This is a genomic window from Salinispirillum marinum (assembly GCF_042650105.1).
GTDB lineage: Bacteria > Pseudomonadota > Gammaproteobacteria > Pseudomonadales > Natronospirillaceae > Salinispirillum > Salinispirillum marinum.
The window spans coordinates 1,457,959-1,483,997 of record NZ_JBHSAL010000001.1; the positions used below are offsets into that span (position 1 = coordinate 1,457,959).

The window sequence follows — 26,039 nt, forward strand, 5'->3', positions numbered from 1 at the left end:
ATGAAACCAGTCTTGATGATGTTACCCGGTCTGATGTGTGACCGCACCGTATGGGCACCGCAGATCGAGGCCTTGGGCGATGCCGTGGTCACTCATGTCGTGGACTACGAAGCGGCTACATCTATTACGGGTATGGCCGAGGAAGTTCTGCGCTTGGCACCCGCCTCCTTCGCCATGACCGGGCATTCCATGGGCGGGCGCGTAGCCTTAGAGGTGCTTCGCATGGCGCCACAACGCGTTGAACGTGTGGCCTTAATGGATAGCGGTTATCGTGCATTGGCCGACGGCGAGACAGGCGAACAAGAAATCGCTGGCCGCATGCGGTTCGTTAACCTTGCCAAAGAGAAGGGCATGCGGGTGATGGGTCAGGAGTGGTTGCAAGGCATGGTGCACCCGGAGCGTCGCCGTGATACCCAACTGTGTGGCGACATTCTGGATATGATTGCCAGCAAAACACCGGCTCTGTTCGAGCGCCAAATAAAAGCGTTGATCGAACGTCCGGATGCGACAGAGGTCTTGCGCAGCGTGCGCTGCCCGACCACCTTTATCACTGGACGACAAGATACCTGGAGCGATGTAGCACAACATCAGGCTATGGCAGCGTTAGTGCCTGGCAGCCGCTTGGTCGTTATTGAAGATGCCGGCCACATGAGCACCATGGAGCAACCAGAGGCCGTGACGCAAGCCTTGCGGGACTTCTTGTTTGATTGATCTACAAGCCGAAGCGGGCCAACTTCTCGTACAGGGTTGATTTGGAAATGCCGAGGTATTTGGCGGTGCGTAGTCGGTTGTCGCCGCAGGTGGCCAGTGCTTCACGCAGAATCACCCGTTCGGCGCTGGCTAAACGCTCTTTCAGGGTGCCGCCGGTATCCACATCTTGGGCACGTGCTCCGGCAATATGTTCGGGCAGCGCAGGCAACGAAATCTTCCGTCCTTGGCTCATGTAAAACGTTGCTTCCAGCACGTTCTCCAATTCCCGAATATTGCCCGGCCAGCGGTATTCCAGTAAGGCGGTCAGCGCCTGTGCGGTCAATTTCGGCGTGCGCCGTCCAGTACGACGAGCCAGACGGCTCAAGAAGTGGTCGGTTAAAGCGGGAATATCTTCCCGGCGTTCCCGCAGTGGCGGCAAATTGAGCGGCACGACATTGATGCGGTAGTAAAGGTCTTCGCGGAATTCACCCTTGGCAATCAGATCTTCTAATGGTTGGTGGGTGGCCGCCACCAAGCGTATGTTTACCGGAATCAGCCGGGTAGCGCCGACGGCTTCCACTTCACGGTCTTGCAGCACGCGCAGCAGTTTGGCTTGCATGGCCAGTGGCATGTCACCCACTTCATCTAAAAACAGCGTGCCATTGTTCGCCAATTGAAATTTACCGGGCTTGCCGCCTTTGCGCGCGCCGGTAAATGCTCCATCCTCGTAACCGAACAGTTCGGCTTCCAGCAGATTTTCGGGGATAGCGGCACAGTTCACCTTGATAAAGGGACCTTCAGCGCGCTCGGATAGTTGGTGGATGGCGTGGGCATAGAGTTCCTTACCGGTGCCGGATTCCCCGCGAATTAGCACCGAAACATCCCCCGAGGCGACCTTTTTTACTTTCTCATTGAGCGCATAGATCGACGGACTGCGCCCTATGATGTCATTCAACCGGAAATGTGCGCCGCTGGTGGATACTTTGTCATCGTCCTGTTGTTGGCGATAGAAATCGCGCTCGGCGATTAAGGCGCGAATCTGACTGTTGATCTGCTTCCATTCGTGGGTGTCGTGAAACAAAACCGTACCCACAGCGCCGACGACCTTGCCGTCCACCATGATCGGGTAGCGATTGGCGATCATGTGGTTGCCGCGAATTTCTTGCAGCGACGTGCGTTCGGGCTTGCCAGTTTCAACCGCCAGGTGCATACGGGTGTTTTCGATCACATCGGTGACTTTTTTTCCGACCACATCATCTCGGTTAATGCCAATGAACTGGGCGTAAGGCCGGTTCATGAACAGGATGCGCGCCTGATCATCGACAATCACAATCCACTCTTCCATGGCATCGAAGGCGGCAGCGTAACTCTCGCTGGATTGCGTCAGTTTAGACAATAAGGGTGAATGGGCCATAAAACCTCCGAAACAGTGCGGGTATCATGCCAGTTTTCCGGAAAACTGGATAGTGTCCTGAAGTTCGGACGGCATGCAGAGGCGATGTCTATTGAGCTGCGGTACTATTTTCCGAAAGGTCGGATAGATCGCCGCCCCTAACGGTGCTAAATGGACGTAGCTCTAGGGTCAATATCCATTAAGTCATTGAAATATATAGATATTTATTCGTTGGCGTGAATTTTGATATGGCTTGGCTCACATGCGCGGCGACATGGGTCGCCCATTACGTCACGTAACATGACAACAATAAAAAAGGCAGTATGATGAAATGGCAATTGAACTTCCGGCAGAGCCTGTGGGCTTTGCTGGTACTGGTCGTGTTGGGTATGGCTACCCTGATGACCATTGGTATCTTTGGTTTAGTACAACAAAATCGCGCCTTTGGGCAAGTCAGTACGACCGCCGATCAAGCTTTGGATTTGCTCGCGCTGGAGGCCGACATCGTGCAAATGGAACTGGCACGCCGGGATTTAACCAGTGCTGCGGAAGAAGACTTTCGGGCGCGCTTGGCCGCACTACCGCAGCGCATTGCCGACACGCTGCAAGGCATTACGATGGATACGCGTGCGGTGGCTGCCCTGGCAGATGACTTTGCCGTCGCCTTTGATCATACCTTGACCTATCAAGTCGCTGTCGGCCTGTCACCGAACGAAGGGCAGCAGGGAGCGCTGGCGGCCAGTGCTGAAGCCTTGGCGTATGAGTTGGAAGGCCTGGGCGCTTTGGTCACACGTTTTAACGCTGTGCGTGCACAAGAAAAGGATTTTGTTATTGCGCTGTCGCCCTCCAACATAGAGCGTTGGCAGTCTGGCATTGCCGACTTTGCGGCCAATCTTGAACGCCTCGGTTTCAACGATGAATTCAGTAGCTATCTGCAAGACTATGCCGACGCCAGTGCCGCGCTGATAGAGGGGCGCCTGGCCCTCAACGCTGCCACCGCAGAATTAAATGCTGTGGGCAATGGTTTAATGGTTGAACTGGCGGAATTGGCCCGTCGGGTCACTGGCGAACAACTCCTACAAGCACAGGCGGATGCCCGCGCCCAGGTCAACGTGCAACGCGCCAGTATGATCTTTACGGGTGTGTTGGTGGCCACCTTGCTGGCGGGTGCCATTCTATGGCTCAGTCGCCGCTTACAATCACGTATTGCTGCGTTGCTGGCGTTTCTTGATGCGGTTGCATCCGGTGACTTGCGTGATCGATTGCCAACGCGTCAGGGCGATGACGAGCTGGGAGCCCTAGCCCAGGGCATCAACCACACCGTTGAAGCGCTATCGGGCTTGGTGGTGGGTTTGCAAGCCAGCAATCAGCAACTGCAAAGCATGGCAACGGTGATGGAGGAACATATCGGTGGTTTACGCAGCGCCGGCGATGCCTTGCATGAACGCAGCGACGCCTTGGCATCCGCGATGGAAGAAGTCAGTGCCACCACCGATCAGGTAGCCGCTTCGGCTGCGGTGGTGGATGAAGCCACCGAAGGTGCGGCACAGGCCGCGCATCAAGGGGGTCAGGTGATCGGTCAAGCCATTGACGCCATGCAGGAAATTGCGGCCACGGTCGCGGTGATCGACCAACGGGCCGGTCACTTGGGTGAACATTCCGACAAAATTGGTTCGGTGTTGGAGTTGATCAATGGCATCGCGGAAAAAACCAGCTTATTGGCGTTGAACGCCGCCATTGAATCGGCACGTGTCGGCGAGGCCGGGCGTGGTTTTGCCGTGGTGGCCGATGAGGTGCGCACCCTGGCAGAGCAAACCGCAGGGGCGACCGGCGATATCGGGCAACGCATTCTGGGCATTCAGCGTGATACTCAAGCCACCATTGAGGCGGTTAAACAAGCCCGCAGTCAGGTGGAATTGGGTTCACAGTTGGGACAAGAAGCCTTAACCGCCGTGGAAGGCATTCGCACCACCAGTGCGGATTCATCGCAACGCATGGATGAAGTTCGGGTGGCGGTAGACGAGGTGGCGCGCACGACCAGCACCATGACGCAAGACATGGATCATATTGCGACACTGGTCAGCGACCAGCAAGCCAAGGTGATGCAGTTGCTTGCCATCACCCATGACGTTAACACAGAGGCACAAAGTCTGGCCGCTGGTGTTAGCCAATTTAAGGTTTAAATTTGACCCCTTAGGCAGCTTTGGTGCGGCGTTGACGGATGATTTATGCGCCGCTCGCATGACTCTTTAAAGCCGATTTCACATAGACATAGCGCCCCAATTCCCATAAAATTCACCAAATTTGCCTGTGGGGTCACAGGGCGAAAAAATGCAATCAAGCGAGGTGAGCTTCCGGTTCATCTCGCTTTTTTACAACCCTTAGTCAGACGATCCAAGCATATCGCTGCATGATGCTGAGAGATTGCCGAAAGTTGACGCTAATTGGGTTTCGTTCTTAAAGTTCCGCAGTGCATAACGAGTTTTCAGTGACCGGGTGAGGACCTTAACTTTGACTATACCAGCCATACTTGCGCTCGCCGATGGGAGCGTGTTCCATGGCATCGGGATCGGCGCGGAAGGTGAAACCACAGGAGAAGTGGTGTTCAATACTTCCATGACCGGCTATCAGGAAATCCTGACAGACCCCTCCTATGCCGAGCAGATCGTTACCCTGACCTACCCACACATCGGCAATACGGGTGTGAATTCTGAAGATGAAGAGTGTGACACACTCTGGGCCAAAGGCCTGATCATCCGTGACCTCCCGCTGTTAGCCAGCAATTTCCGCAGTGAAGAAACCCTTTCGTCTTATATGCAGCGTCATAACATGGTGGCGATTGCGGATATCGACACGCGACGTCTCACCCGTATCCTGCGCGAAAAGGGCAGCCAGAACGGTTGCATCATGGCCGGTGCTGATGCGAGTGCGGAAGCAGCCATTGCGAAAGCGCAGGCTACGCCATCGTTAAAGGGTATGGACTTGGCGAAGGTGGTGAGTACGGCGAAATCTTACGATTGGCGCGGTGGTGTGTGGGCCTTGGGTGAAGGTCACCCGGAGTTGGCGGATGCCGATTTACCGCACCATGTTGTCGCGTTCGACTATGGCGTGAAACGTAACATTCTGCGCATGTTGACCAGTCGCGGCTGTCGGGTAACGGTCGTCCCGGCACAAACCCCGGCGAAAGATGTTTTAGCTCTCAAGCCAGATGGTGTATTTCTGTCCAACGGCCCCGGTGACCCAGAGCCGTGTGATTACGCGATTTCTGCCATTAAAGAGATTCTGGCAACCGACATTCCAGTGTTCGGCATTTGCTTGGGTCATCAGTTGTTGGCATTGGCCAGTGGCGCAAAGACCGAGAAGATGAAGTTCGGGCACCATGGGGCGAACCATCCGGTGCAGGATTTGGCGACCAAGAAGGTGATGATCACCAGTCAGAACCATGGTTTCGCGGTTGCGGAAGACAGTTTGCCAAGCAACCTTGAAGCCACGCATCGTTCGTTGTTCGACGGTTCGTTGCAGGGTATTCGCCGCACGGATAAGCAAGCGTTCAGCTTTCAGGGGCACCCTGAAGCCAGCCCAGGCCCGCAAGACGTTGCCGGCTTATTCGACCAGTTCGTCGAGATGATGGCAGCGCGTTGATGCGCGTATGTAGCTCTTGCTGATGTGGATACCCACCGCCTTGCGCAGACACGCATAAACCGATTATCAAGCGCATCCTTGCGCTTGACCCTTCGGGCTCCCTGCGGTCGTGCAAATTCGTTCCTGACGAATTTGTCCCTGGGGGGTCGGCGGCCAGGCTAGGGTTTATCGCCCCTCTTAGGCCTGCCCCCGATTGATCAAAGCGTGTCGGTTGCTTTGAACTGGGTACGGGGTACAGCCGCAGGCAGTGCGGACCACTCAAAGCAGACCCTTTGCGGCAGGAAGCCGCAATGGAGCCCCATGGATGGGTTTATGCGTGTCTGCGGCGAGTGGTCCGTAATGTCGGCGGCGGCGGTGCAGCCAAGCGGGTACCGGCGAACGTACGAATTTGAACAGTACTGAATACATTTAGGCACCAAAAGAGAAACTTGACTCATGCCGAAGAGAACAGACATACAAAGCATTTTGATCATTGGCGCTGGCCCGATTGTGATTGGGCAAGCCTGTGAATTCGACTATTCAGGCGCGCAAGCCTGTAAAGCCCTGCGGGAAGAAGGGTATCGAGTCATTCTCGTCAACTCCAACCCCGCGACGATTATGACCGACCCCAGCATGGCCGATGCGACCTATATTGAGCCCATCGTCTGGCAAGAAGTCGCTAAAATCATCGAAAAAGAGCGCCCAGACGCCGTATTGCCCACCATGGGTGGTCAGACCGCATTGAACTGCGCCCTCGACCTCGAACGTAATGGCGTGTTGGAAAAGTTTGGTGTCACCATGATCGGCGCCAACGCCGACACCATCGACAAAGCCGAAGACCGCTACCGCTTCGACAAAGCCATGAAAGCCATCGGCCTCGAAACCCCGCGCTCTGGCATCGCGCACAGCATGGAAGAAGCCTGGGCTATACAAAAAGACCTCGGTTTCCCGACCATCATTCGCCCCTCGTTCACCATGGGTGGTTCTGGCGGTGGTATTGCGTACAACAAAGAAGAATTTGAAGAGATCTGCCTGCGCGGACTCGACCTCTCGCCCACCAACGAACTTCTGATCGATGAAAGCCTGATCGGCTGGAAAGAGTATGAAATGGAAGTCGTGCGTGACAAAAATGACAACTGCATCATCATCTGCTCGATCGAAAACTTTGACGCCATGGGCGTGCACACCGGTGACTCCATCACCGTTGCCCCCGCGCAAACGTTGACCGACAAAGAATACCAAATCATGCGTAACGCCTCCTTGGCAGTGTTGCGTGAGATCGGTGTCGAAACCGGCGGTTCCAACGTGCAGTTCGGTATCGACCCGAAAACGGGCCGTATGGTCATCATCGAAATGAACCCACGGGTATCTCGCTCGTCAGCATTGGCATCGAAAGCAACGGGCTTCCCGATTGCCAAGGTTGCGGCCAAACTGGCCGTGGGTTACACCTTGGATGAATTGAGCAACGAGATCACTGGCGGTTTAACGCCTGCCTCTTTCGAACCCTCCATTGATTACGTGGTCACTAAAATTCCACGTTTTGCTTTTGAGAAATTCCCGCAAGCCAACGATCGCCTGACCACGCAGATGAAGTCGGTGGGTGAAGTGATGTCGATTGGCCGTAACTTCCAAGAATCTTTCCAAAAAGCCTTGCGTGGTTTGGAAGTGAGTTCGGCCGGTTTAGAGCCCATTGTCGACCTGAACGAAAACGGCGCCCGTGAAGCCATTGTGCGTGAGCTGAAAGAACCCGGCCCACAACGCCCTTGGTATCTGGGTGATGCGTTCCGTTTGGGCATGAGCGTACAAGAAGTCTATGAACTGAGCGGCGTAGATCCGTGGTTCCTGATTCAACTGGAAGACCTGATTAAAGACGAAGCCAAAATTGCTGCCAGCAACCTGTCCACGCTGGATGCTTCAACCTTACGTGCCTACAAACGCAAAGGCTTTGCCGATGAACGTTTGGCTGCTTTGCTAGGCGTAAAAGAAAGCGAAGTGCGGGCACTGCGGCATCAACACGGCATTCGTCCGGTCTACAAGCGCGTGGACACCTGTGCGGCGGAGTTTGCCACCAGTACTGCCTATCTGTATTCCAGCTATGACGAAGAATGCGAGTCTAACCCCAGTGAGCGCGAGAAAATCATGGTCATCGGCGGTGGCCCGAACCGCATTGGTCAGGGTATCGAGTTCGACTACTGCTGCGTGCATGCTGCTTTAGCGATGCGCGACGAAGGTTACGAAACCATCATGGTGAACTGTAACCCGGAAACCGTTTCGACCGATTACGACACCTCCGACCGCCTGTATTTCGAGTCGGTGACATTGGAAGACGTATTGGAAATTGTCGACCTCGAAAAGCCGAAAGGTGTGATCGTGCAGTACGGCGGACAAACGCCACTGAAACTCGCGCGGGCACTGGCGGCGGCCGGTGTGCCCATCATTGGCACCTCACCGGAGGCAATCGACCGCGCGGAAGACCGTGAACGCTTCCAGCAGATGATTCAAAAGTTGAACCTGTTGCAGCCTGACAACGCCACGGTGCGCAGTGTCGAGCAAGCGGTCATCAAAGCCGCTGAAATCGGTTATCCGTTGGTGGTGCGCCCGAGCTATGTATTGGGTGGCCGGGCGATGGAAATCGTTTATGACGAAGAAGAGCTGCTGCGCTACATGCGCGATGCGGTGAAGGTATCGAACGACTCGCCCGTATTACTGGACCGCTTCCTGGACAGCGCCATTGAAGTCGATATCGACGCCGTATGCGACGGCGAGCGTGTGGTGATTGGTGCCATTATGCAGCACATTGAACAAGCGGGCGTACACTCGGGTGACTCCGCCTGTTCGTTGCCACCGTTCTCGTTATCGGACGACATTCAAAATATGATTCGTGAGCAAGTTTCCGCGATGGCTCTCGAGTTGGGTGTTGTCGGTTTGATGAACGTGCAAATGGCATGGCAAGATGGCCAACTGTACGTCATTGAAGTGAATCCGCGTGCATCACGCACCGTACCGTTCGTATCGAAAGCCATTGGTCGCTCGTTAGCCGATGTCGGCGCACGCGTGATGGCGGGTAAATCGTTGGTCGAGTTGGATTTCACCAAAGAACTGATTCCCGAATTCTTCTCCGTAAAAGAATGTGTATTGCCGTTCAACAAGTTCCCCGGCGTCGATCCTATTCTGAGCCCGGAAATGAAGTCGACCGGTGAGGTCATGGGCGTGGGTGACACCTTCGGCGAAGCCTTCGGTAAGGCAACTTTGGCAACCAATGTGCGCATTCCGCGTCAAGGCAATGTGATCATCAGCGTCAAAGAACGCGACAAGCCGAAAGCCGTTGAGTTGGCGCGTAAGCTGCAAACCTTGGGCTTTACGGTGTTTTCAACCAGTGGTACAGCCGCCTATTTGGCCGAGCGTGGCATCACGGTAAGCATCGTGAATAAGGTGAAAGAAGGCCGTCCACACATGGTCGATATGATCAAGAACGATGAAGTTCAGTTCATCGTGAATTCCACAGAAGGCCGCCAAGCCATTGCCGACAGCGCCATGATTCGCCGCAGTGCCTTGTTGCATAAAGTGTATTACACCACTACCTTGGAAGGTGCGGTAGCGTCTGTGGCGGCCTTGGAATATCAGGCCGACAGCACCGTTCGTAAACTGCAAGATTTACATAAGGAAGCCGTGCAATGACGACACGTTATCCGATGACCGTCGAGGGCGAAAAAGCCCTCCAAGACGAGCTGAAACAACTGAAATCCATCGAGCGCCCGAAGGTGATCGCGGCCATTGCCGAAGCTCGTGAGCACGGCGATTTGAAAGAAAACGCCGAATACCACGCGGCGCGCGAGCAACAGGGTTTTATTGAAGGCCGCATTGCCGAAATCGAAGCCAAGCTGAGTGGCAGCCAAGTGATTGATGTGAAGGCATTGCCCAACACTGGAAAAGTGGTGTTTGGTACCACGGTGTCGTTGATCAATCTTGATACCGACGCACAAGTAACCTACCGCATCGTCGGTGAAGATGAAGCCAACGTGAAGGAAAATCGCATTTCCGTCACGTCTCCCATTGCGCGTGCGCTGATCGGCAAAGAAGAAGGCGATGTGGTGAACGTCGTCACGCCGGGTGGTCAGGTCGAGTATGAAATCGAGAAGGTAGAACACCTGTGATGTTCACGCCCATTCGTCACCTCGGTGCACGGCTTATGTTCGTGTTCGCTGTGGGGGCGGTTTGGGCCATAGGCTATTTGGTTACCCCTTTTTTGCAGGATACCTTAGCACCAGAAGAACTGGTGGCGTTGCGTAAAATCACCATGCTGTTGGCGCTGTTGTGTTTTGCCATTGTCCTGCTGGCCCGTGCGCAAGCGCTACAGTGGACACCGTGGCAGGACACCGCTTTTCAGATTGGTGCAGCGGCCAGCGCCGTTGGCATTATGTATGTGGTGGTCGATAGCTCGGCCACGTCCTCACCGATTCTCTACGGCATGGTGAGTTTGCTGTGCGTGGCTTGGGTGGCCTTCCAAAGCTAGTTGTTTACTTCTCCCTCATGGGGCTTTCGGGGTATGCCTCCGGCACTTCACGGCAGGCCGGAAGGCGCGCCTTGAGGCATACGCCCTGCGCCCCTGCATTACCCTTTCGTTAACGATCGAAAAAGCGTCGTACGTTTATAAAGGTCAGCCCTGCGTAAAACTGCACGCTTTTTTCTGCTGGTCGTCCAGAATTCCTCCAACAGCGTTTGCCAAGGAGAACGTCATGCGTGCCTTTCCTTTTATTGCACTACCTATTGCGTCATTACTCTTGAGTGCCTGCGCCCGTCATGACGCCACAGAAGTACCGGACGCCGAGTTGGGCGGTGCCGACACCCAGCAAGTACAGCGTATGATCTTCCCTGGCCCCGATGTTCCGCCACCGCGCGATCTTGGCGTATCCTCGTTGACCCAAGTGAGCGATCCGCATACCTTGGAAGCCTTCCTCAAAGCCGGATTAGCCAGAGCCTACTCCGAACATCCTCCGTTTATGATCATGCGCACCATGGGCATGGCAGAAACCGCGACAATGGACAGCGCAGCGGTTCCGGCTCCGGTCAGCGAAACCAACACCATTGAACAGGGTGTCGATGAAGCTGACCGGGTGAAGTATCTGAACAATCATCTCTATATTCTGAATGAACCTAGGGTGTTTTATCCGTGGCGTATGGCGGAAGAGGATTGGCGTGCAGCGCGCGAGATCACACCCGCCAGTATTCAGACATTCACGGTACGCCCCGATGCAACGCATGAACCGCGTGGCAGTTACTCCCTGCACCCGGACTTGGTGTGGGTGAATGGCTTCTATGCGTATGAAGACAGTCTGTTGGCCGTGGGTGGTCGCCGTATGCCTTACCATGGCTGGAACGAACCCTTGTTTTGGCAAAACGGCAAGGTGGCGGTAGAAGCGATAGATGTGCGACAGCCCGACCGCATACAGCCTGGTTGGACACTGACGATAGACGGCGACTTGGTGGATAGCCGTCGGGTCGATAATTATATGGTGCTGGTCAGTCGATTCAGCCCGGCGCTTAAGGGATTAACACATACTTGGAACGATGACGAAGCCAAAGCTCGTAACGCAGAGATACTGACCCAAGCGACCATACACGATCTACTACCAAGCATGACGTTCAACGGTCAGTCCATTGCACCCGCGGCGATGGCGCAAGGCTGCTATCTGCCATTAGAGGGAGAATGGACCGAGGCGGGTTATCACACCCTGACGCAGATCACCTTGATTGACTTGAACAATCCCGAGCAATTCACCACCGAATGCGCCGCGACCCCGATCAACGGCATTTACCAGAACCGCGAAGCGCTGTATTTGCTAGACAGCCCGGATTGGAACAGCCAACGCAGCCAGTTGCACCGGTTCGACCTTACCACCGCTCGCCCTACTTATTTCGATAGCTACGACTATGAGGGTGCGCTGGGCTGGAACAACCCTGAATTTCGCATTCGGGAACACAACCACGTGCTGACCATGGTCACCACCGAATACGTTAATGACGATTGGTGGCATCGCCTGATCAATGTCGCCGTGGAGCCTGACGGTTTCAGAGAACTTGCGGTACTGCCGAATGACCGCGAACCCGAGCGCATCGGCAAACCGCGTGAAAATGTGCAGGGTGTGCGCCTGACGGATGACCGGGCGTTTATTGTGACCTTTGAACGCACCGACCCGCTGTATGTGATTGATATCACGCAGCCGGACGCGCCCTACATGACGGATGCTTATGAGGAAACCGGCTTTTCGGATTACCTGCATCGTGTGACGGATGATATTTTGGTCGGTATTGGCTTTCAGGCCGATTTGGAGGGCGTGCAAACGGCCTTAAAAGTGAGTCTGTACGATGCGTCTGTAGCCGGTGATTTGCGTTCAGTGTACGACGACGAATGGGGTGGGCGGGGCTCCTTTGCTCCCGTATTGCACAACCATCATGCGTTAACCGGTTTGGCGTGGCCCAATGAGCCGCGCTATCGCATGGCATTCCCCGTTTTGCTGGCGGAAAACTGGCAAGAACGGCAAGCGGGCGTATTGCTGTACGACATCACCACCGCGCCCGCGCCGACCTGGGATGCCCAGTGGGTGCCCATTAAAGCACGAGCCGGAGATGACTGGACGACAGTGCAAGACGCTCGCGCATTTTTCTACGGCGATGCGGTGCATCTGGTATGGGGCCAAGAGTTGATTTCATTCCCTTGGCAAAACCCCAGCGCTCAGCGCCGCACCACTTGGTAATTTGAGGCGATAGACGACTATAAAATCGCAACGAGCGCATCCACCACCCATTGATGATCCTCCGCTTGCGGTAAACCGGAAACGGTTACCGCGCCAATGATTCCCATGCCTTTTAAGCGCAAAGGAAAACCGCCACCGTGCCCTGCATAGTGCTGTACATCGATGTACTCTTTGGCCTCAAAGGTGGTGCCTTTCGCTTGCGCCGCTTGACCCAGATAAAAACTGCTGTTGCCAAAGCGCAGGACCGAAGCGCGTTTGCGCTCCACCCAAAAATGCTGTTCAGGTTGGGTGCCGGGTGTCGCCGTGCGGTACAGAATCTGCTGAAACGCGAACACCTCCACCACCAACGCCTTACGTTCCGTCAAGGCGCGGGTGCGTAAGTGCTCACCTAAGGCCCATGCGGTGTTTGCATCGAAGTGGGTAAATTGCAATCGGTCTTCTTGTTCCAACAAGGTTTCTAAATTCATCGTTATGCATCCATCTTGGTCAAAATGTTGGCTGGTACTGCCAGTCTAACCAGCGGCCCTCGGCGGAGGACTGTTCCGCCAGTTGTAAGCCATAAACCAATTGGCAGGCATCAGCGAGCGAAACAGGGGCAGGGCCACGGCCATGAATGGCGTCGGCCAATTGTTGATAGAAGGCGCGATAGTGACCGCTCGCTAACGCCTGAGATTGAGTACCTTGGGCATCGCTCAGGTCCGCTGTTTGTGCAGCGCCTTGAGAGGGGTAGTCCGGGTGCCAAGGCATCTGACCGGCGCGTAATGCGGCTTCCTGTGGGTCCAAGCCCCAGGCGTGCCAACTGCCGCCCTCAAAGCGCGCTGCGAAACGGCGCATCGGTCCAGCCTCAAAGGGCGTGGAGCCTAAATGCACGACTTTGTCGCCGTAGTCCAATTGCACCTCAAACCAATCGGTGGTGGTGCCACCGTCTCGTAGGGTGCGCAAGGTCGCATTCAGGCGTTGGGGTGTGCCCAGAAGGTGTAATACCTGATCCAGAATGTGCGGACCCAAATCCCAAAAAATGCCCGTGCCAACTCCCGGTTGTTCGCGCCAGCGTTGTTGCGGGGTAGGGCGAAAGCGATCAAAGCGGGTGTCCAGATGTTTTAAGCTGCCCAGCGAGCCGTTGCTTACCAGTTCGCGGAGGATTTGAAAATCGCCATCAAAGCGCCGGTTCTGATACACCGTCAGCACTTTGCCCTGCCGCTGCGCCAAGGTAGCAAGGGTTTCCATTTGCGCCAACTCCGTCACCGAGGGTTTTTCCAGTAGTACATGCTTACCGGCCAAGAGGGCGGCTTCAGCCAATGGAAAATGCAAGGCATTGGGGGCGGTGATCACGATAAGGTCTAGATCATCATCTGCCAGAAGGGCTTCTGCGCTTGCGACCACGCGCGCTTCTGGTGCCAGTTCTGCCACCGCTTCCGCTTGTCGGCTGTTTACTGCCGTTAATTGAAAATCCGGGTGGTCGAGAATGAACGGGGCATGAAATATGCGCCCAGAGAGACCAAAGCCAATCAGACCAGTCTTAATGGTGGAGTGTGTCACAGAAGCCCTCATGTCAGCGGAAAGTAAGAAAAGTAAGGCTGTACTTTAATGCCAGCCTGCTGACCTTCACGCAAGTATCAAAATGTAACGCACCACGCTAGAGCTGTCTTGGTGCGGATTTTGCTAACTTGACTAAGCGGTCAGTGAGGGTGCATTGTCAACCCAAGATGACGCACCAAAACTTTCCATAACTTTACAGAATCGGGAAACTGCGCCATCTTATGGTGCAGGGTGATGTTTTACGTTCGTTCATCAAGGGATACCCCAATGCACGAATCATGAACGCACCGAGCTCGACTCCAACAACAAACCAGAGAGCACGATTATGCTAGAACGTCTGTTTCAGATCCAAGCACAAGGCTCCAGCGTCAAAACGGAAGTGATCGCTGGGATCACCACTTTCTTGACCATGGCCTACATTATTTTTGTGAACCCCGACATCTTGTCGGCAACCGGTATGGACCGTGATTCTATCTTTGTGGCGACCTGTTTAGCCGCAGCGGTAGGCTGTTTGATCATGGGCCTGTGGGCAAACTACCCCATCGCGCAAGCGCCCGGTATGGGCTTGAACGCCTTCTTCACCTACGGCGTCGTGTTGGGCATGGGCCACGCGTGGGAAACAGCCTTGGGGGCAGTCTTCCTGTCCGGTGTGATCTTCATGCTGTTGAGTATCTTCAAGGTGCGTGAATGGATCATCAACGCCATTCCCAAGTCTGTACGTTTAGGCATCGGTGCCGGTATCGGTTTCTTCCTGGCCATCATCGCCATGCAGAATGCTGGCATTGTGATCGGTAATCCGGCGACCTTGGTAAGTTTGGGTGATTTGACGTCTGCCTCAGCCATCTATGCGTTGATTGGCTTTTTCATCATTGCCGCTTTGGCGTATTTGAAGATTACCGGCGCCGTCATGATCGGTGTGCTGGCCGTTACCGTAGCATCCGCCATTACGGGTCATAACAGCATTGGTGGTTTTATTTCCATGCCGCCATCCATTGCACCGACGTTCTTCCAACTCGACATCGTCGGGGCGCTGGATGTAGCGATGATCAGCGTGATCTTCTCCTTCTTGTTCGTCGACTTGTTTGATACCTCCGGTACATTGATCGGTGTCGCCGAGCGCGGCAAACTGTTGGATAAAGACGGCAACCTGCCACGTATTAATCGCGCCATGATGTCGGACTCCACCGCTACCATGGCCGGTGCTCTGTTGGGTACTTCTACGACCACCAGTTACATTGAAAGCGCGGCGGGTATTTCGTCCGGTGGCCGCACAGGCTTAACGGCCGTAGTGGTTGCGGGTTTATTCCTCCTGTGTTTGTTCTTTGCACCCTTAGCCGGTTCAGTACCTGCCTTTGCTACCGCTGGGGCGTTGCTGTACGTCGCCGTGTTAATGACCGGTTCATTGGCGAAAGTAGACTGGGACGATGTGACCGAAGCCGCGCCGGTAATGATTGCCGCGCTGGCTATGCCGTTCACTTATTCCATTGCGGAAGGTATTGCGTTGGCGTTCATCAGTTACGCCGCCATCAAAACCTTGTCCGGCAAATGGAAGGATGTCAGCATAGCGGCCTACGTTTTGGCAGCGCTGTTTGTGCTGAAATACATCTTCCTTTAAGAGTAAAACATGACCACGATGACCCCTTACAGTGACTACATTAAAAGTGTGATTCGCACGGTACGCGACTGGCCGCAACCCGGCGTGAACTTCCGCGATATCACACCGCTGATGCAGCAAAAAGCCGCCTTTCGCAAACTGATCGATTCTTTTGTACATCGTTATCAGGAAGTGCAGATCGATGCCATTGCAGCGATTGATGCGCGCGGATTCATTGTTGGGGCGCCCCTTGCGTACGAATTGGGGGCGAGTTTCGTGCCGGTACGGAAGAAGGGCAAATTGCCCTTCAAAACGCTGAGCGAAACCTACAAACTGGAATACGGCGAAGCAACGGTTGAATTACACGCCGATGCCTTTAATCCCGGTAATCGCATCCTAGTGATTGATGATCTGATTGCCACCGGTGGCACCATGCTGGCGGCGGCAAATTTGATTAAGCGTTTAGGGGGCGAAGTGGTAGAATGTGCAGCCATTATTGACCTACCCGAGCTGGGTGGTTCCGCCGCCATTGAACACGCGGGATTCAGTGTCTTCAGTGTGTGTGAATTCAGCGAATCCGAATAGACCGTAAGTTGATTGACATCATCGTACGGTAAGGTGCCTTAGGGCACCTTTTTTGTACCTAAGAGCAGTGGGGCATCACTGGAGAAAAATATGACCACAGAACGCTACCGCAAATATTTCACCATCAGTTGGGATCAGATTCACCGGGATACCCGTGAACTGTCAACACGGCTGGTGGGCAATCAGTACAAAGGCATTATTGCCATCACCCGTGGTGGTCTTATTCCAGCGGGACTAATTGCCCGCGAATTGAACATCCTTTGGGTTGATACCATAGGTGTGTCCAGCTACGACCACATGGAACAGCGCAGTTTGAAAGTACTGAAAAAATTCTCGCCCGAAGTGGGTGATGGCGAAGGCTACTTGCTGGTCGATGATCTGGTGGATACCGGCTCAACGGCGCGGTTGGTGCGCGACATGCTGCCCAAAGCCAAGTTTGTGACCGTGTACGCCAAACCCGATGGCATTCCCCTGGTGGACGAATTCATCACCGAAGTCTCGCAAGACACCTGGATTCAATTCCCTTGGGATATGGGGTTTAGCTATGTTGAGCCCGTAATCTCAAGGTTTGGGAAGGATGGATAATCCTCTTCGGACGTCTTGATTGCTGGATTATACGGAAATTAGGAGTATTATCTTTTTAGGATAAACTTGCTAAGGTCCGTATAATGAACCCGGTAACCAACCCCTACTCACCCGGTGCAGGTACGCCACCCACCGAACTGGCAGGACGTGACGACCTAAGAGAAACGGTACGCATAGCCATAGCCCGGTTGCGGCTTGGGCGGCCAGCCAAAAGTCAGTTATTGATCGGTCTACGTGGTGTTGGTAAAACGGTATTGCTTGAACAAATGCGCCTCGATGCCGAAAAAGAAGGCGTGCATACAGTACGTATTGAAACACCCGAAAACCGTTCTTTGCCCGCTTTATTAGCCCCACAACTGAGGCTAGCCTTATTGCGCCTCAGCCGTATTAAAACCGCACAACATGTTGCCCATAAAGCGTTACGCGCCTTGGCAGGGTTTGCCACGTCACTGAAAATGAAGTTTGGCGATATTGAAGTCGGGTTAGACTTCGAGCCCGAGCCCGGATTAGCGGACAATGGTGACTTAGAGGGCGATTTAACGACATTGTTGGCCGCGGTGGGCGTTGCTGCACAGCACGCTGATACTGCATTGGTGATGTTTATCGATGAACTGCAATATGTGAGCGAAAATGAACTGGCGGCATTGATTACAGCACTGCACCGCTGCGCGCAAGATCGCCTTCCCGTTGCCATGATGGGAGCAGGGCTACCGCAACTACGAGGTAAAGCAGGCAATGCAAAATCGTATGCAGAGCGATTGTTTGACTATCCTGAAATTGGGCCGCTTGAGCATGATGATGCTGTAAAAGCCATTTTAGAACCCGCGCGAGAGGAAGGTGTTGCCTTCGAGGTGGAAGCCGTAGAAGCTATTGTTAAAGAAACCCAAGGTTATCCCTACTTTCTGCAAGAATGGGGTAAGCATACATGGGACGTTGCCCGACAAAGCCCTATTACTGTAGATGATGTGATCACCGCGCATCAGCTGACCATCGCAGCGTTGGATGAGAGCTTCTTTCGTGTCCGATTTGACCGACTAACACCCGCGGAAAAACGTTACATTCGCGCCATGGCCGAATTAGGCGCCGGGCCGCATCGTTCCGGAGACATTGCGGCTTTGTTGCAGCGTGAGGTAACCAGCTTGGCACCATTGCGCAGCAAGCTGATTGAGAAAGGCATGATCTATAGCCCAAACCATGGTGACACCGCATTCACTGTTCCGCTGTTCGATGAATTTATGCGGCGTACCATGCGCTTGGAAAATCTTTAACGGAGGATCAGGAGGTTGCGTCTAACGCGTCAGCGCCAACCCAACCATTACCCACAATGCAATCAACACAACATTGCTAAAATGAAACACCAACATGCGGTGTACCACGTTGTTGTACGTCAGGTGTACGGCCGCATGTCCTGCCCGGCCTGCCACATAAAGCCAGCCTAAGCCGGTAATCCACGCTCCCTCAATGGGGTACAGTACGCAGATCAGTGCGGCCACATAAAACAACACCGGCATTTCAAACAGGTTGCTGTAGTGTCGCGTAGCCTGTTGCAGATACTTTGGCGCTTCGCCACTCACTAAGCGGAAATACCCGATCGAAACTTCACCCTTCATCACCGCCCGAAAACGCATCGCAAAGCCGGCAAACAACAACACAAAGGTAAAGGCCACCATGGCCAATAGCGGGTAGATCATGATTAAGCTTCCTCAAACAGTGAACGTTGTCGCATGGTAGCAAGTTCTGGCCTTAAAACAGCACAGCAAGCAAAGATACGTTTGATTTGCATGTCGAGCGTAGTGGGAACCGCAAGAATTCAATGGCGGTTGTGCGTATTAGTTCACAGCGACCGCTATGGCGCAAAGCAGCAGTACAATGGTAACCGGTGCCCACAGTCGTCTTTCTTTTTTGCTGGGTGTAATGCTGTTGAGCACCGCACTCAGCGCACAAAATGCCACCACAAACCAAATTGCTACCGTGGAAAAGGCGTAAAAACCCGGGAACATAAGCCCCGCCCGTGTTAACACAATCAACGCAAGGCATAACAGCAGCAACGCTTGCACCACTGCCGCCACCCGCAGTGATGGCGGAAAACGACCGGGGTATTTTCCGCCCATCGCCATCTCGCCCCACGGCGCACCGGCGGCGAGCGCTAATTGAAAGAGCACCGTCAGAGCGGTGAGCATGCTGAAAAAATAGGCCGCTAGGATGGGGTAGGTCATTATGTGATGGGCTTCTGTAGTGGAAGGCTAAGTCTGCGCCAGTGTAGCGTCTTTATCTTAGTTGTCGATCTTTGCTTAAAATCACCAAGGCAATGCCACCCAGAATGGCTAACGACGCCAGAACAAACCGCAACGTCATGGCTTCGTTCAAGAGCACAATGCCACCCAGCGCCGTAATGACCGGTACACTCAATTGCACTGTCGCCGCGTTGGTCGCTCGTAACATGGGCAAAACCGAGTACCAGAGCGCGTAGCCTAAACCGGACGTAATGGCACCCGAAGCAATCGCATACCCAATACCAGCGTAGTCCAAACTGCTACGTGCATAGAACGCGATGGCCAACAGGACGGCAAAAACCGAAGCTCGCAGGAAATTCCCAGCGGTTACCAGAGTAGGATCACCCGCGCCCTTTCCGCGCACAGAATAGACGCCCCACGCCATGCCCGCGGCCAACATCAACAGAGAGCCAAACAGCGGTGGTGCCGACAAACCGGGCAGCATCAGCACAACCAATCCGCCTACCGCTAGCACAAGGCCAGCAAGTTGTTGTTTGATCAGTCGCTCGCCCGTCCAAAATCCATAACCGATCATGGTTGCCTGAACTGCCCCGAAGAGGAGCAGAGCACCAGTCGCCGCCGTCAGACTGAAATAGGCGAACGAGAAACAGGCCGCGTACGCAAACAACGCAATGGCGGACACCCAATTGCCTTTGCCAGTGTGGTCACGATGCAAGAACATCGTGATGGCCCACAGTACCAATGCACCAGAGATTAACCGAATAGACGTAAAGCTGACCGCGTCGATGGTAGTTTGTGTTAGTGCTATGCGGGCTAAGAGTGAATTACCGGCGAAGGCGGTCATGGCGAGTAGCGTAAGTAGAGCAATGCGTAAGAAAGGCATAATGAATGTTCGTAGATTTAATCGATGAAGAGTGTGCTTTTAACGCGCCATAAACTCAAATAATCCGTTGCTTCAGCAAAGTAGCGATAGATCAGACAGGCACCCTTACCCACCCCTCCATCAACACCCTTGCACTCCGGCTCATCGTCACTTGCTTTACCTCCCAATCCTCACCATTTTGCTCAGCCACGGCCCCCACTCTTAACGTGCCGGAAGGGTGGCCGAACACCACGCTGTCGCGTTGCCCGCCACCTGCTGCTTGGTTCACCAGTGTGCCGGGAATGACCGCTGCGGCAGCAATGGCGACGGCGGCGGTGCCCATCATGGCGTGGTGCAGTTTGCCCATAGAGAGCGCGCGTACGACCAAGTCTATGTCGCTGGCAACAATGGCTTTACCGCTGGAGGCGGTGTAGCTCTGCGCGGGGGCGACGAAGGCAATTTTTGGGGTGTGTTGGCGGGTTTTGGCTTCGTCCAGGTGTTTGATCAGCCCCATTTTCAAGGCGCCATGGGCGCGAATGGTTTCAAGGCGGGCGAGGGCAGCGGGGTCGCTGTTGATGGCGTCTTGCAGTTCGGTGCCGGTGTAACCCAGTGCGTCGGCGTGCAGGAATATGGTCGGGATGCCGGCATTGATTAGGGTGACTTCGAAGCTGCCTACGTCCGGTACGTCCAAGCGGTCTTGCACGTTGCCGGTGGGGAACAGTGCGCCGCCGCTGGCGTCTGGGTCGTCATCGGCGGCGGGGTCCATAAAGGCCACGGCGATTTCGGCGGCGGGAAAGGTCACGCCGTCCAGTTCGAAGTCGCCGGTTTCTTGCACTTGGCCGTTGGTGATGGGTACGTGCGCAACGATGGTTTTGCTGATATTGGCTTGCCAAATGCGCACTTCGCACAGGCCGTTGTCGGGGATGCGTGCGGGGTCGATCAATCCGGCTTGAATGGCAAACGGCCCGACGGCGGCGGACAGGTTGCCGCAGTTGCCGCTCCAGTCCACAAAGGGTTGGTCGATGCTGACTTGGCCGAACAGGTAGTCGACGTCGTGGTCCGGCTTGGTACTGCGGCTGATGATCACGGTTTTGCTGGTGCTTGACGTGGCGCCGCCCATGCCGTCGATCTGTTTGCCGTAAGGGTCAGGGCTGCCAATCACCCGCATCAATAACGCATCGCGCGCTGGGCCGGGTTGTTGGGCGGCGGCGGGCAGATCTTCTAGACGGAAGAATACACCCTTGCTGGTACCGCCCCGCATATAGGTGGCGGGGATGCGCTGCTGTGCTGGGAACGTCTTTGTTGCAGTCATCACACAGCTCCTTCAGATTCCAAAAAGTCTTGCGCGAAGCGCTGCAATACGCCGCCTGCGCTGTAGATCGACACTTCTTCGGCGGTGTCTAAACGGCACAGTACGGGTACGCGTTCGATGCTGTGATTGGTGCGTCCGTCAGTGCGTTCAATCACCAAGGTCAGGGTCGCACCGGGGGCGATGTCGCCTTCTACGGCGTAGATCTCGGTGCCGTCTAACTGCAGCGTCAGTCGCGTCGTGCCGGGCTCAAATTGCAGCGGCAACACGCCCATGCCGACCAGGTTCGTGCGGTGAATGCGTTCAAACCCTTCCGCAGCAATGGCTTCTACACCGGCCAAGCGCACGCCTTTGGCGGCCCAGTCGCGTGAGGAGCCTTGGCCGTAGTCGGCCCCGGCCACAATGATCAGCGGTTGTTTGCGCGCCATATAAGTTTCAATGGCTTCCCACATGCGCACCACTTGGCCTTCGGGCTCTAAGCGCGCCAGCGAGCCTTGTTTGATTTTGCCGTTTTCCTGCACCATTTCATTCAACAGTTTGGGGTTGGCGAAGGTGGCGCGTTGCGCGGTGAGGTGGTCGCCGCGGTGTGTGGCGTACGAGTTGAAGTCTTCTTCCGGCAGGCCCATTTTGGCCAGATATTCACCCGCTGCGCTGTCGAGCATGATGGCGTTAGACGGCGACAGGTGGTCGGTGGTGATGTTGTCACCCAGCACGGCCAGCGGACGCATGCCTTTGAGCGCGGGCTTGTTGGCCAGTGCACCTTCCCAATACGGTGGGCGACGAATGTAGGTGCTTTGTGGGCGCCATTCGTAAAGCGGGCTGACGGCCGTTTTGGCGCTGTCGTCGATTTGGAACATGGGGATGTACACGGCGTTGAACTGCTCGGGTTTCACCGCTTGGGCGACAATGGCGTCGATTTCTTCGTCGCTGGGCCAGAGGTCTTTCAGCGTAATCGGCTGACCTTGGGCGTCCACGCCGAGGGCGTCTTTTTCGATGTCAAAGCGAATAGTACCCGCAATGGCATAGGCCACCACCAACGGCGGCGAGGCTAAAAACGCCTGTTTGGCGTAGGGGTGAATGCGGCCATCGAAGTTACGGTTGCCGGACAACACGGCGGTGGCGTAGAGGTCGCGGTCGATGATTTCTTGCTGGATTTTCGGGTCCAGCGCGCCGCTCATGCCGTTGCAGGTTGTGCAGGCAAAACCGACGATGCCGAAGCCCAGTTTTTCCAATTCGGGTAGCAGACCCGCTTCTTCCAAATACAGTTGCACGGTTTTGGAACCGGGCGCGAGCGAGGTTTTCACCCAAGGTTTGGCTTGCAGGCCTAAGGCATTGGCCTTTTTCGCCAACAAGCCAGCAGCGATGACGTTGCGCGGGTTGCTGGTGTTGGTGCAACTGGTGATGGCGGCAATAATAGTAGCGCCATCGGGCATACGGCCATCGGCGTGGTGTTCGACGGTGCCGCTGATGCCCAATTTGGCAAGGTCGGCGGTCGATACGCGCTTGTGCGGATTACTTGGCCCGGCGATGTTGCGGCCTATGGTTGAAAGATCAAAGCGCAATACGCGCTCATACTGTGCGCTCTTCAGGCTATCAGCCCACAAGCCGGTGGTCTGCGCGTACTGTTTCACCAAGGCCACCTGTTCGGCGCTGCGCCCGGTGAGCGTTAAATAGTCGAGCGTGTTTTGGTCGATAGAAAACAGTGCCGCCGTGGCGCCGTACTCGGGCGTCATGTTGGAAATGGTCGCGCGGTCGCCCAAGGTCAGCGAGTCGGCGCCTTCGCCAAAGAACTCCAGCCAAGTCGATACCACTTTTTCGTTGCGCAGAAATTCGGTCAGCGCCAGCACAATGTCCGTGGCGGTAATACCGGGTTGGCGTTTGCCCACCAGTTCCACACCGACGATATCCGGCAGCCGCATCCATGAGGCACGGCCCAGCATGACGCTTTCCGCTTCTAAACCGCCTACGCCAATGGCGATAACACCGAGTGCGTCCACGTGCGGGGTGTGGCTGTCGGTGCCGACCAGTGTGTCGGGGTAGGCCACGCCGTCTACGGCATGAATCACCGGTGACATCTTTTCCAGATTGATCTGGTGCATGATGCCGTTGCCGGGCGGAATCACATCCACGTTTTTGAACGCTTGCTTGGTCCAGTTGATGAAGTGGAAGCGGTCTTCATTGCGGCGGTCTTCAATGGCGCGGTTTTTGGCGAACGAGTCCGGGTCGTTGCCGCCGTGTTCGACGGCCAGCGAGTGGTCCACAATCAACTGCGTTGGCACGACAGGATTGACCTTCGCCGGGTCGCCGCCCATGGCGGCTATGGCGTCGCGCAGGCCAGCCAAGTCGACCAATGCGGTTTGCCCCAAGATGTCGTGACACACCACACGCGCCGGAAACCACGGAAAATCGAGGTCACGTTTGCGCTCGATCAACTGGCGCAGGGCATCGTTCAGCAACTCGGGGTCACAGCGACGTACAAGGTTTTCGGCCAACACGCGCGAAGTGTACGGCAGCGTGTCGTACGCGCCGGGTGTGAGGGCGTCTACCGCGGCACGGGCGTCAAAATACTCCAGTGCGGTGCCGGGGAGCGTTTTTCTGTAGAGGCTGTTCATCATTGGGCTCGCTGATTCCGGTGGTGTTTAAGCGCGTTCGTCGAGTGCCGGTACGGGGCGGTTTTCTGGCCCGGTGTAGTCGGCGCTGGGACGAATGATGCGGTTGTTGGCGCGTTGTTCCATGATGTGGGCCGTCCAGCCGCTCACCCGTGAGCACACGAAAATGGGTGTAAACAGCGGGGTGGGGATGCCCATAAAGTGGTACGCCGAGGCGTGGAAGAAGTCGGCGTTGCAGAACAGTTTTTTCTCGCGCCACATGACTTCTTCGCAGCGCACAGACACGGGGTAAAGCACGGTGTCGCCCACTTCGGCGGCCAGTTTTTCCGACCACAGTTTGATGATGTCGTTACGCGGGTCGTGCGTGCGATAAATGGCGTGTCCAAAGCCCATGATTTTGTCTTTGCGCGCTAGCATGCCCAAAATGGCTTCTTCCGCTTCGTCGGGCGATTTCCATTGCTGGATCATGGCCATGGCGGCTTCGTTCGCGCCGCCGTGCAGTGGGCCGCGCAAGGTGCCAATGGCGGCGGTGACGGCGGAATGCACGTCAGACAAGGTGGAGGCGCAGACGCGGGCGGCGAACGTTGAGGCGTTGAATTCGTGTTCGGCGTACAAAATCAGCGAGACGTTCATGACGCGTTCGTGCAATTCGCTGGGTTTTTTGCCGTGCAGTAAAGCGAGGAAGTGGCCACCGATGGAGTCGACTTCAGGGGCCAGAGTGTCGATGCGCTCGCCGTGGTGGCTGAAGCGATACCAGTAGTTGATGATGGACGGAAAGACGGCCAACATGCGGTCGATGTGGTTCAGTTGGTCGTCAAAGCTGTGTTCGGTTTCGAGGTTGCCGAGCATGGAGCAGCCGGTGCGCAGGACGTCCATGGGGTGGGCGTCGGCGGGGATCTGTTCGAGTACGGCTTTTAGCGCGTCGGGTAGGCCGCGCAGGCCTTTTAGGCGTTTGATGTAGGCGGCCAGTTCGGTGCGGTTGGGCAGTTTGCCGTACAGCAGCAGATAGGCGACTTCTTCAAATTGGGTTTTGTCGGCGAGTTCTTTGACGTCGTAGCCGCGATAGGTGAGGCCAGCGCCGGTTTTACCGACGGTGCAGAGGGCGGTTTCACCAGCGGATTGGCCGCGCAGGCCTGCGCCAGATAGGGGTTTCGCTGTGGTGTCGGTCATTATTATTGTCCTCTAGTTTTTCTCGGGTAGCGGTTAATGGGGAGGGGTATGCCCTTTCCCCGGACGCCGTAAACCCGTCCATGGGGGCTCGGATGCGGCCGTCCGGGCCGCATACGCCGGGTACAGGGCATACCCCTCCCCATAAAACCGCTACCGGCAGTGTGTCGAAAAGTCGTGATCGTTAGTCTTTGCCAAATAACCGGTCCAACGTTTGCTCGTAATCGTGGTAGTTCAGAAAATCGTACAGTTCCATGCGGGTTTGCATGGTATCCACTACGTCCCTCTGGTGGCCATCTTGCAGAATGTGTTGGTATACGTTCAACGCCGCTTTGTTCATGGCGCGGAAGGCCGATAGCGGGTACAGCACTAAGCTGACGCCGACGGTGGCGAGTTCTTCTTTGCTGAACAGTGGCGTCGCACCGAATTCGGTGATGTTCGCCAATACCGGCACTTTCACCGCGTCGACAAACTGTTGGTACTGTTCGAGGGTGATCATGGCTTCGGGGAAGATCATGTCGGCCCCGGCTTCCACGCAGGCGACGGCGCGTTCGATGGCGGAGTCCATGCCTTCAACGGCAAGTGCGTCAGTACGCGCCATAATCACAAAGCTGCTATCGGTACGGGCATCGGCGGCGCTTTTGATGCGGTCGGTCATTTCTCCGGCCGATACGATGGCTTTGTTCGGGCGGTGGCCGCAGCGTTTTTGTGCAACTTGGTCTTCAATGTGAATGGCGGCTGCACCGGCGCGTTCCATTTCTGTCACGGTGCGCTTGATGTTGAATACGCCACCAAAGCCGGTGTCGGCGTCGACCAATAAGGGCAGGTCGCAGGCGGCGGTGATGCGGCGTACGTCTTCCAGTACGTCATTCAGTGAGGTGATACCTAAATCCGGCAGGCCGTAGGAGGCGTTGGCGACACCGCCGCCAGACAGGTAAATGGCTTGGTGGCCGGTCTGTTTTGCCATCATGGCGGTGTAGGCATTAATTGTACCGACCACTTGCAAGGGGGCGTGGTCGGCCACGGCTTGGCGGAATTTTGCGCCTTGGGACTGAGCTGTGGTTGAAGATGCCATGCGGTGGCCTCCTGTTAGCTG

21 protein-coding genes are annotated in these 26,039 nt (G+C 55.5%); 11 read left to right on the forward strand and 10 right to left on the reverse strand.

The genetic code is table 11. The annotated features are described in order from the left end of the window. On the forward strand, positions 1-711 hold the full coding sequence (locus tag ACFOSD_RS06800) for an alpha/beta fold hydrolase (RefSeq protein WP_380692399.1): 711 nt from the start codon (positions 1-3) through the stop codon (positions 709-711). 1 nt (position 712) lies between these two features. Here the strand turns inward: ACFOSD_RS06800 and ACFOSD_RS06805 are convergent, their stop codons facing one another. Continuing rightward, positions 713-2,104 carry a sigma-54 interaction domain-containing protein gene (locus ACFOSD_RS06805; RefSeq protein ID WP_380692398.1) on the reverse strand — a complete coding sequence of 464 codons (1,392 nt, stop codon included), beginning with the start codon at positions 2,102-2,104 and terminating at the stop codon, positions 713-715. Between the two features lie 302 nt (positions 2,105-2,406). Between ACFOSD_RS06805 and ACFOSD_RS06810 the strand changes: the two genes are divergently transcribed. From ACFOSD_RS06810 to ACFOSD_RS06835, 6 genes are all read left to right on the forward strand, one after another. After that, complete coding sequence (locus ACFOSD_RS06810) at positions 2,407-4,266, forward strand: methyl-accepting chemotaxis protein (protein ID WP_380692397.1); 1,860 nt, start codon at positions 2,407-2,409, stop codon at positions 4,264-4,266. Positions 4,267-4,594: 328 nt separating this feature from the next. Then, positions 4,595-5,725 carry a glutamine-hydrolyzing carbamoyl-phosphate synthase small subunit gene (carA, locus tag ACFOSD_RS06815; protein ID WP_380692395.1) on the forward strand — a complete coding sequence of 377 codons (1,131 nt, stop codon included), beginning with the start codon at positions 4,595-4,597 and terminating at the stop codon, positions 5,723-5,725. A 435-nt stretch (positions 5,726-6,160) separates the two neighbouring features. After that, positions 6,161-9,382, forward strand: coding sequence for a carbamoyl-phosphate synthase large subunit (gene carB / locus ACFOSD_RS06820; protein ID WP_380692393.1), 3,222 nt, complete (start codon positions 6,161-6,163; stop codon positions 9,380-9,382). Next, positions 9,379-9,858: a transcription elongation factor GreA gene (gene greA / locus ACFOSD_RS06825; RefSeq protein ID WP_380692392.1), complete on the forward strand. Its 480-nt coding sequence runs from the start codon at positions 9,379-9,381 to the stop codon at positions 9,856-9,858. The genes carB and greA overlap by 4 nt, the downstream gene beginning before the upstream one ends. After that, a complete protein-coding gene (locus ACFOSD_RS06830) occupies positions 9,855-10,217 on the forward strand; it encodes a hypothetical protein (protein WP_380692391.1) in 363 nt (120 codons plus the stop codon). The genes greA and ACFOSD_RS06830 overlap by 4 nt, the downstream gene beginning before the upstream one ends. 223 nt (positions 10,218-10,440) lie before the next feature. After that, a complete protein-coding gene (locus ACFOSD_RS06835) occupies positions 10,441-12,459 on the forward strand; it encodes a beta-propeller domain-containing protein (RefSeq protein WP_380692390.1) in 2,019 nt (672 codons plus the stop codon). 17 nt (positions 12,460-12,476) lie between these two features. Here ACFOSD_RS06835 and ACFOSD_RS06840 read toward each other — a convergent pair whose 3' ends face one another. Further along, a complete protein-coding gene (locus ACFOSD_RS06840; protein ID WP_380692389.1) occupies positions 12,477-12,926 on the reverse strand; it encodes a heme-degrading domain-containing protein in 450 nt (149 codons plus the stop codon). A gap of 19 nt (positions 12,927-12,945) precedes the next feature. Next, complete coding sequence (locus ACFOSD_RS06845) at positions 12,946-13,998, reverse strand: Gfo/Idh/MocA family oxidoreductase (protein WP_380692387.1); 1,053 nt, start codon at positions 13,996-13,998, stop codon at positions 12,946-12,948. A gap of 325 nt (positions 13,999-14,323) precedes the next feature. On the opposite strand from ACFOSD_RS06845, the gene ACFOSD_RS06850 reads away from it, so the two are divergent. From ACFOSD_RS06850 to ACFOSD_RS06865, 4 genes are all read left to right on the forward strand, one after another. Further along, positions 14,324-15,613, forward strand: a complete 1,290-nt coding sequence (locus ACFOSD_RS06850; RefSeq protein ID WP_380692386.1) for an NCS2 family permease — start codon at positions 14,324-14,326, stop codon at positions 15,611-15,613. Positions 15,614-15,631: 18 nt separating this feature from the next. Next, positions 15,632-16,177, forward strand: a complete 546-nt coding sequence (locus ACFOSD_RS06855; RefSeq protein WP_380694931.1) for an adenine phosphoribosyltransferase — start codon at positions 15,632-15,634, stop codon at positions 16,175-16,177. Between the two features lie 90 nt (positions 16,178-16,267). Next, positions 16,268-16,762, forward strand: coding sequence for a xanthine phosphoribosyltransferase (gene gpt, locus ACFOSD_RS06860; protein WP_380692385.1), 495 nt, complete (start codon positions 16,268-16,270; stop codon positions 16,760-16,762). Positions 16,763-16,845: 83 nt separating this feature from the next. Continuing rightward, entirely contained in the window at positions 16,846-18,030 is a 1,185-nt protein-coding gene (locus ACFOSD_RS06865; RefSeq protein WP_380692384.1) for an AAA family ATPase, read from the forward strand. A 21-nt stretch (positions 18,031-18,051) separates the two neighbouring features. On the opposite strand, the gene ACFOSD_RS06870 is transcribed toward ACFOSD_RS06865, so the two are convergent. The 7 genes from ACFOSD_RS06870 to prpB all read right to left on the reverse strand — a co-directional run bounded on the left by ACFOSD_RS06870 (position 18,052) and on the right by prpB (position 26,018). Further along, on the reverse strand, positions 18,052-18,453 hold the full coding sequence (locus ACFOSD_RS06870) for an MAPEG family protein (protein WP_380692383.1): 402 nt from the start codon (positions 18,451-18,453) through the stop codon (positions 18,052-18,054). A gap of 138 nt (positions 18,454-18,591) precedes the next feature. Then, positions 18,592-18,978: a hypothetical protein gene (locus ACFOSD_RS06875; RefSeq protein ID WP_380692382.1), complete on the reverse strand. Its 387-nt coding sequence runs from the start codon at positions 18,976-18,978 to the stop codon at positions 18,592-18,594. 52 nt (positions 18,979-19,030) lie between these two features. Further along, on the reverse strand, positions 19,031-19,879 hold the full coding sequence (locus ACFOSD_RS06880; RefSeq protein ID WP_380692381.1) for a DMT family transporter: 849 nt from the start codon (positions 19,877-19,879) through the stop codon (positions 19,031-19,033). Between the two features lie 91 nt (positions 19,880-19,970). After that, positions 19,971-21,170: a 2-methylaconitate cis-trans isomerase PrpF gene (prpF, locus tag ACFOSD_RS06885; protein ID WP_380692380.1), complete on the reverse strand. Its 1,200-nt coding sequence runs from the start codon at positions 21,168-21,170 to the stop codon at positions 19,971-19,973. Then, positions 21,170-23,779 (reverse strand): Fe/S-dependent 2-methylisocitrate dehydratase AcnD, encoded by a 2,610-nt coding sequence (gene acnD / locus ACFOSD_RS06890; protein ID WP_380694929.1) that lies wholly within the window; start codon positions 23,777-23,779, stop codon positions 21,170-21,172. Before acnD ends, prpF begins: the two co-directional genes overlap by 1 nt. A 27-nt stretch (positions 23,780-23,806) precedes the next feature. Continuing rightward, entirely contained in the window at positions 23,807-24,946 is a 1,140-nt protein-coding gene (gene prpC, locus ACFOSD_RS06895) for a bifunctional 2-methylcitrate synthase/citrate synthase (protein ID WP_380692379.1), read from the reverse strand. A 181-nt stretch (positions 24,947-25,127) separates the two neighbouring features. Further along, positions 25,128-26,018 carry a methylisocitrate lyase gene (prpB, locus tag ACFOSD_RS06900; RefSeq protein WP_380692377.1) on the reverse strand — a complete coding sequence of 297 codons (891 nt, stop codon included), beginning with the start codon at positions 26,016-26,018 and terminating at the stop codon, positions 25,128-25,130. Between the last annotated feature and the right edge of the window lie 21 nt (positions 26,019-26,039).

Bases quoted from the DNA above. Each gene is read 5' to 3' on its own strand.
- ACFOSD_RS06800 (WP_380692399.1), top strand. From the start codon at position 1: ATGAAACCAGTCTTGATGATGTTACCCGGTCTGATGTGTGACCGCACC.
- ACFOSD_RS06805 (WP_380692398.1), bottom strand. From the start codon at position 2,104: ATGGCCCATTCACCCTTATTGTCTAAACTGACGCAATCCAGCGAGAGT.
- ACFOSD_RS06810 (WP_380692397.1), top strand. From the start codon at position 2,407: ATGATGAAATGGCAATTGAACTTCCGGCAGAGCCTGTGGGCTTTGCTG.
- carB (WP_380692393.1), top strand. From the start codon at position 6,161: ATGCCGAAGAGAACAGACATACAAAGCATTTTGATCATTGGCGCTGGC.
- greA (WP_380692392.1), top strand. From the start codon at position 9,379: ATGACGACACGTTATCCGATGACCGTCGAGGGCGAAAAAGCCCTCCAA.
- ACFOSD_RS06835 (WP_380692390.1), top strand. From the start codon at position 10,441: ATGCGTGCCTTTCCTTTTATTGCACTACCTATTGCGTCATTACTCTTG.
- ACFOSD_RS06840 (WP_380692389.1), bottom strand. From the start codon at position 12,926: ATGAATTTAGAAACCTTGTTGGAACAAGAAGACCGATTGCAATTTACC.
- ACFOSD_RS06850 (WP_380692386.1), top strand. From the start codon at position 14,324: ATGCTAGAACGTCTGTTTCAGATCCAAGCACAAGGCTCCAGCGTCAAA.
- ACFOSD_RS06855 (WP_380694931.1), top strand. From the start codon at position 15,632: ATGACCCCTTACAGTGACTACATTAAAAGTGTGATTCGCACGGTACGC.
- gpt (WP_380692385.1), top strand. From the start codon at position 16,268: ATGACCACAGAACGCTACCGCAAATATTTCACCATCAGTTGGGATCAG.
- ACFOSD_RS06865 (WP_380692384.1), top strand. From the start codon at position 16,846: ATGAACCCGGTAACCAACCCCTACTCACCCGGTGCAGGTACGCCACCC.
- ACFOSD_RS06870 (WP_380692383.1), bottom strand. From the start codon at position 18,453: ATGATCTACCCGCTATTGGCCATGGTGGCCTTTACCTTTGTGTTGTTG.
- ACFOSD_RS06875 (WP_380692382.1), bottom strand. From the start codon at position 18,978: ATGACCTACCCCATCCTAGCGGCCTATTTTTTCAGCATGCTCACCGCT.
- ACFOSD_RS06880 (WP_380692381.1), bottom strand. From the start codon at position 19,879: ATGCCTTTCTTACGCATTGCTCTACTTACGCTACTCGCCATGACCGCC.
- prpF (WP_380692380.1), bottom strand. From the start codon at position 21,170: ATGACTGCAACAAAGACGTTCCCAGCACAGCAGCGCATCCCCGCCACC.
- acnD (WP_380694929.1), bottom strand. From the start codon at position 23,779: ATGAACAGCCTCTACAGAAAAACGCTCCCCGGCACCGCACTGGAGTAT.
- prpC (WP_380692379.1), bottom strand. From the start codon at position 24,946: ATGACCGACACCACAGCGAAACCCCTATCTGGCGCAGGCCTGCGCGGC.
- prpB (WP_380692377.1), bottom strand. From the start codon at position 26,018: ATGGCATCTTCAACCACAGCTCAGTCCCAAGGCGCAAAATTCCGCCAA.